Source organism: Curvibacter sp. PAE-UM (genome assembly GCF_001432305.1).
GTDB lineage: Bacteria > Pseudomonadota > Gammaproteobacteria > Burkholderiales > Burkholderiaceae_C > Hylemonella.
In genome coordinates this window covers 1,886,960-1,891,807 of the sequence record NZ_KQ483358.1, presented here as the reverse complement: position 1 = coordinate 1,891,807, position 4,848 = coordinate 1,886,960, and the positions used below count along the sequence as shown (strand labels likewise).

Sequence of the window (4,848 nt, the reverse complement as noted above, 5' to 3'; positions counted from 1 at the left end):
CCCGGTGCGGGGGCGGGTCAGCGCCATCATCGACACCGGCCTGCTCGCCGCGGCCCTGCGGCTGCTGTGGGAACTGCGCCTCAACCCCCTGGTCACGCCCTGGCTGCAGGTCAAGCTCGTCGTGCTCCTGCTCTATATCGGTCTGGGCATGCTCGCGCTCAAGTACGCGCGACGGCGGGAAGCCAAGGCGCTGTGCTACATCGGCGCGCTGGCCTGCTACGGCTTCATGGTCTCGGTGGCGCTGACCCACTCGCCCTGGGGCGTGTTCACCAGGTTCTAGTCGTTATCGAGATGGGGGGGTGACATCCCCTCGGCGGGTTCGCCGGTTTCGGGGTCGATCCAGTCGGCGATGCCCAGCTCGCTTTCGGCCTCCTGCAGGCTCTCGCCGGGCTCAGGGGCTTCGAGGTCCGCCGCCGCCTCCATGTCGGCCTGGGCTTCATCGAAACTGTCGTAAGGGCCGAATTCCCGCCCGCCGTCCGTCAGGCTCCAGTAGTAGCCGCCGGGGCGCTTGAGCACCTGCCCCACCAGGACTTCCGCAGCCTCGGGCACCGCCTTCATGCTGGGCGTCTCGTGGCTGCCGGCTTCGGCTTTCTTGCGTGGCATGTCTGCACCTTCCTGCTGACTGGGGGCCGGCCTTGTGGCAGCCGGCTGGAACACACTCCCTGGTGCAATGATGCACACAGCCGGCCACAACCGGCAAGCTGGTCATTCATCCACCTGTGGGCGCCTGCTCAGCTGCTGCGCGACTGCCGGTGCGCCTTCCAGCTGCCGTAGATCACGACCAGGCCGGGAATCAGGATCATGGCCCAGATGATCTTGTCCAGATTGGCCTTGACCCAGGGCAGGCTGCCCAGGAAATAACCCGCCGTGCAGATACCCAGCACCCAGATCACCGCGCCCACGATGTTGTAGAGCGTGAACTTCACGCGGCTCATCTCGGCCACGCCGCCGACAAAGGGCACGAAGGTGCGCAGGAAGGGCATGAAACGCGCCAGGATGATGGTGATGCCGCCGTAGGTCTCGTAGAAATCGTGCGCGCGCTGGAAGGCGCGCTTGTTGAAAAAGCGCGAGTCCTCCCACTGGAACACCTTGGGGCCGAAATAGCGCCCGATGGAATAGTTGCACTGGTCCCCCAGCACGGCCGCCGCCAGCAGCACGGCCACGGCCAGCGGAAAGTTCAGCAGCCCGGCCCCGGCCAGCGCCCCCACCACGAAAAGCAGCGAGTCACCCGGCAGGAAGGGCATGACCACCACGCCGGTCTCGACGAAGACGATCAGGAACAGCAGCGCATAGACCCAGGCGCCGTAGTTCTGCACGAACACCTCCAGGTGCTTGTCCACGTGCAGGATGAAATCGATCAGAAAGGTAAGAAGTTCCATGGGGGACGATTATCCCCGCCTGCCGCCCGGTCTGCGGCGGGCTCAGACCGCGCAGTAGCGTTCCTGGATCTCGGCGTTCTCCAGCAAGGCCTGCGCATCCCCCTGGTGCACGATCCGGCCCTGGTCCAGGATGTAGGCCCGGTCGGAGATCGACAGCGCACGCTCCACGTTCTGCTCCACCAGCAGGATGGTGGTGCCGGCCTGTTTCATGCGCACGAAGAGCTGGAACATCTCGTGCACCAGCAGCGGCATGATGCCCTCGGACGGCTCGTCCAGCAGGATCATGCGCGGCTTGGCCATCATGGCGCGGGCGATCGCCAGCATCTGCTGCTCGCCGCCGGAGAGCGAAGTGCCCTCCTGGTGCAGGCGCTCCTTCAGGCGCGGGAAGGTCTCGGCGATCTCGTCGATCATGGCACTCATCTCGCCGCGGCGCGGGCTGGCCAGCAGGCCGAGCTGCAGGTTCTCCAGCACGGTCAGGCCCGGCACGATGCGCCGTTCCTCGGGCACATAGGCCAGGCCATGGTGGAAACGCACGTGCGGCGGCTGGCCCAGCAGCTCATGGCCATCGAACACCACCTGGCCGCGGCACTTGCCCACCAGGCCCATGATGGTGCGCAGCGTGCTGGTCTTGCCCGCACCGTTGCGCCCCATGAGGGTGACGATCTCGCCGGGACGCACCTCGAAATCCAGGCCCTGGATCACATGGCTGTGGTCGTACCAGGCATTGAGTTGTTGCACTTTCAGCATGATCTTCCTTAACCTTGTCCTAGGTACACGCGCTTGACCTCGGCGTTGTTGCGGATCTCCTCGGGCGTGCCATCCACCAGCAGCTCGCCGTGGTGCAGCACGATAAGGCGATTGCACAGGCCCATCACCATCTTCATCTTGTGCTCGACCAGGATCACGGTGCGCTCCTGCGCCAGCCGGCGGATCAGGTCCATCATCACCAGCGTCTCCTCGGGCGACATGCCGGCGGTGGGCTCGTCCATCAGCAAGAGCTTGGGCTCGCAGGCCAGGGCCATGGCCACTTCCAGCGAGCGCTGCTGGCCATGGGCCAGGTCGCCGGCGAGCTTGTCGCGGCAGGCCTGCAGGCCCACGCGCGCCAGCAGGGCGTCGGCCCGTTCAATCAGTTCGCGGTAATGGCTGCGCGGTCGCAGCAGCTGGAAGCGCGTGGTCTGCATCTGCAGCGCCACCCGCACGTTCTCGTGCGCGCTCAGGTGCTTGAAGACGTTGGTGATCTGGAAGCTCTTGGCAATGCCGAGGCGGGCAAACTCGTGCGGGGCGATGCCCGTGATGTCCTGCCCCTGGAACAGCACCTGCCCGGCGCTCGGCGGCACGCCGCCGCTGATCACGTTGAAGAAGGTGCTCTTGCCGGCGCCGTTGGGCCCGATGATGGCCGTGAGTTCACCGGCGCGGAAGGACACGCTCACATCGCTGAGCGCCTTGAACTTGCCATAAAAACGCGAGGCGTGGCGCACTTCGAGGATGGGGGTCGCACTCATGCGGCACCTCCCTGGCGGCGCTGCCAGCGCTCCAGCTGGTGCAGCAGCGTGCCCCACAGGCCCTTGGGGAAGAACAGCACGAAGACCATGAAGACCAGGCCCACCACGCCCATCCAGTAGCGCGTGAGGTTGGTGATCACGTCCTCCAGGTAGAGGAAGACCGCAGCGCCGACGAAGGGGCCGAAGAAGGTGCCCATGCCGCCCAGCAGGCACATCATCACGGCCTGGCCCGACTGCAGGTAGTGCAGCGAGTCGATCGGCACGATGGACAGGTGCAGCGCGCGCAGCGTGCCCGCCAGGCCGCAGATACCGGCCGAGAGCACGAAGACCAGCAGCTTGGCGCGCGCCACGTCGTAGCCGCAGGCGGCGGCGCGCTTCTCGTTCTCGCGGATGGCCTCGATCACGGCGCCGAAGGGCGAACTCAGCACGCGCGAGAGGAACCACAGCGCCAGCGCCACGAAGGCGTAGATCACGTAGTACTTGTTGAGCGGGTTGAGGAAGTCGATGGAGAGGCCCGGCAGCTCGATGAACTCCACCTTCACGCCGCGCAGGCCGTTCTCGCCGCCGGTCCAGTAATCGGCCTTGTAAAAGGCGTAGTAGACGATCTGGCCCAGGGCCAGCGTGACCATGGAGAAGTAGATGCCGCGCGTGCGGATGGCCAGGAAGCCGATCAGCAGCCCGACCAGGGCCGAGGAGGCCACGCCCGCCAGGATGGCCGCCCACCAGGGCCAGCCCGCATGCACCACCGCGATGCCGGCCAGATAGGAGCCGACCCCAAGGAAGGCCGCGTGCCCGAAGGACAGCATGCCGGTGTAGCCGAACAGCAGGTTGAAGCCCACCGCGTAGAGGCCGAAGATCAGGATGTTGACCGACAGCGCGTCGTAGGGCATCAGGAAGGGGAAGACCAGCAGGAACAGCAGGGCCGAAGCCACCCGGTGCTGCCGCGCCAGCGTGAGGAAAGAGATCAGGGTCTTGTTCATGGTGCTCGGTCAGCTCATCAGTCCGGCCTTGCCGAAAAAGCCCTGCGGGCGGATCAGCAGGACCACGGCCATCAGGACGAAGATGGAGAGTTCGGCGTACTCGGGCGCCACCAGCGAGGTCATCGCGAACACGATGCCCACCAGCAGGCCGGCCACCACCGCCCCGGGCAGCGAGCCCATGCCGCCCACCACCGTGACGACAAAGGACTCGGCCAGGATGGGGATGCCCATCTCGGGATTGACGGCGCGCGTGGGCGCGGCCAGCAGGCCCGACAGGCCGGCGATCGCCGTGCCGATGCCGAACACCAGCAGCCAGACGCGCGAGATGTCGATGCCCAGCACGCGCACGATCTCCGGGTCGCGCGAGCCGGCGCGGATGATCAGGCCGTAGCGTGTCTTCTCGATGAACAGCCACAGCGCCAGCACGATGGCCGCCGTGGCGCCGATCAGGAACAGGCGGTACAGCGGGAAATGCCCGAAGCCCAGCGAGACCGAGCCGCGCAGCGCGGCCGGCGTGGAACTGGGCAGGCCTTCGATGCCGAAGGCGAAGCGCATCACGTCGATCAGCACGTAGGACAGGCCGAAGGTCAGCAGCAGCGGGTAGTCGATGCCGCGGCCGTAGAGCGGGCGCACCAGGAAGCGCTCGCACACCAGGCCGATGGCGCCGGTGGCCAGCGGCACCAGCAGCAGGCTGAACCAGAAATTGCCGGTGATCCCGAGGAAGTAGACGCCGAGGAAGGCGCCCACCATGAAGAAGGCGCCGTGGGCGAAGTTCACCACGGTCAGCATGCCGAAGATCAGCGACAGGCCGATCGCCAGCAGGGCATAGATGGCGCCCAGTGCGATGCCGGTCATCAACTGCAGGGCAAACAGTTGCGGCGATATATCAAGCATTCGGGTTCTTCGGTGGGACCAGAAAACCCCGCGGCGCACACGCGCCGCGGGAGGGGGACGAAGCGCCGTGGATCAGGTCGAGACCTTGTGACC

7 protein-coding genes are annotated in these 4,848 nt (G+C 66.3%); 1 reads left to right on the top strand and 6 read right to left on the bottom strand.

What is annotated here, in order from left to right:
- The coding region (locus AO057_RS09190) for a SirB2 family protein (protein WP_205630012.1) at positions 1-280 on the top strand (280 nt) is incomplete at its 5' end.
- On the opposite strand, the gene AO057_RS09185 is transcribed toward AO057_RS09190, so the two are convergent.
- The 6 genes from AO057_RS09185 to AO057_RS09160 all read right to left on the bottom strand — a co-directional run bounded on the left by AO057_RS09185 (position 277) and on the right by AO057_RS09160 (position 4,755).
- Positions 277-603 carry an AGE family epimerase/isomerase gene (locus AO057_RS09185; protein WP_240480758.1) on the bottom strand — a complete coding sequence of 109 codons (327 nt, stop codon included), beginning with the start codon at positions 601-603 and terminating at the stop codon, positions 277-279. The genes AO057_RS09190 and AO057_RS09185 overlap by 4 nt on opposite strands.
- 128 nt (positions 604-731) lie before the next feature.
- Complete coding sequence (locus tag AO057_RS09180) at positions 732-1,379, bottom strand: DedA family protein (RefSeq protein ID WP_057675341.1); 648 nt, start codon at positions 1,377-1,379, stop codon at positions 732-734.
- Positions 1,380-1,421: 42 nt separating this feature from the next.
- Positions 1,422-2,126, bottom strand: coding sequence for an ABC transporter ATP-binding protein (locus AO057_RS09175; protein ID WP_057675340.1), 705 nt, complete (start codon positions 2,124-2,126; stop codon positions 1,422-1,424).
- Positions 2,127-2,134: 8 nt separating this feature from the next.
- The gene (locus AO057_RS09170; protein WP_057675339.1) at positions 2,135-2,881 is read right to left on the bottom strand and encodes an ABC transporter ATP-binding protein; all 747 of its coding nucleotides are present in this window, start codon (positions 2,879-2,881) and stop codon (positions 2,135-2,137) included.
- Positions 2,878-3,861, bottom strand: coding sequence for a branched-chain amino acid ABC transporter permease (locus AO057_RS09165; protein WP_057675338.1), 984 nt, complete (start codon positions 3,859-3,861; stop codon positions 2,878-2,880). Before AO057_RS09165 ends, AO057_RS09170 begins: the two co-directional genes overlap by 4 nt.
- Before the next feature lie 9 nt (positions 3,862-3,870).
- Complete coding sequence (locus AO057_RS09160; RefSeq protein WP_057675337.1) at positions 3,871-4,755, bottom strand: branched-chain amino acid ABC transporter permease; 885 nt, start codon at positions 4,753-4,755, stop codon at positions 3,871-3,873.
- Positions 4,756-4,848 lie beyond the last annotated feature (93 nt).

Coding starts and splice junctions, on each gene's coding strand:
- AO057_RS09165 (WP_057675338.1), bottom strand. CDS start 3,861: ATGAACAAGACCCTGATCTCTTTCCTCACGCTGGCGCGGCAGCACCGG.
- AO057_RS09185 (WP_240480758.1), bottom strand. CDS start 603: ATGCCACGCAAGAAAGCCGAAGCCGGCAGCCACGAGACGCCCAGCATG.
- AO057_RS09180 (WP_057675341.1), bottom strand. CDS start 1,379: ATGGAACTTCTTACCTTTCTGATCGATTTCATCCTGCACGTGGACAAG.
- AO057_RS09160 (WP_057675337.1), bottom strand. CDS start 4,755: ATGCTTGATATATCGCCGCAACTGTTTGCCCTGCAGTTGATGACCGGC.
- AO057_RS09175 (WP_057675340.1), bottom strand. CDS start 2,126: ATGCTGAAAGTGCAACAACTCAATGCCTGGTACGACCACAGCCATGTG.
- AO057_RS09170 (WP_057675339.1), bottom strand. CDS start 2,881: ATGAGTGCGACCCCCATCCTCGAAGTGCGCCACGCCTCGCGTTTTTAT.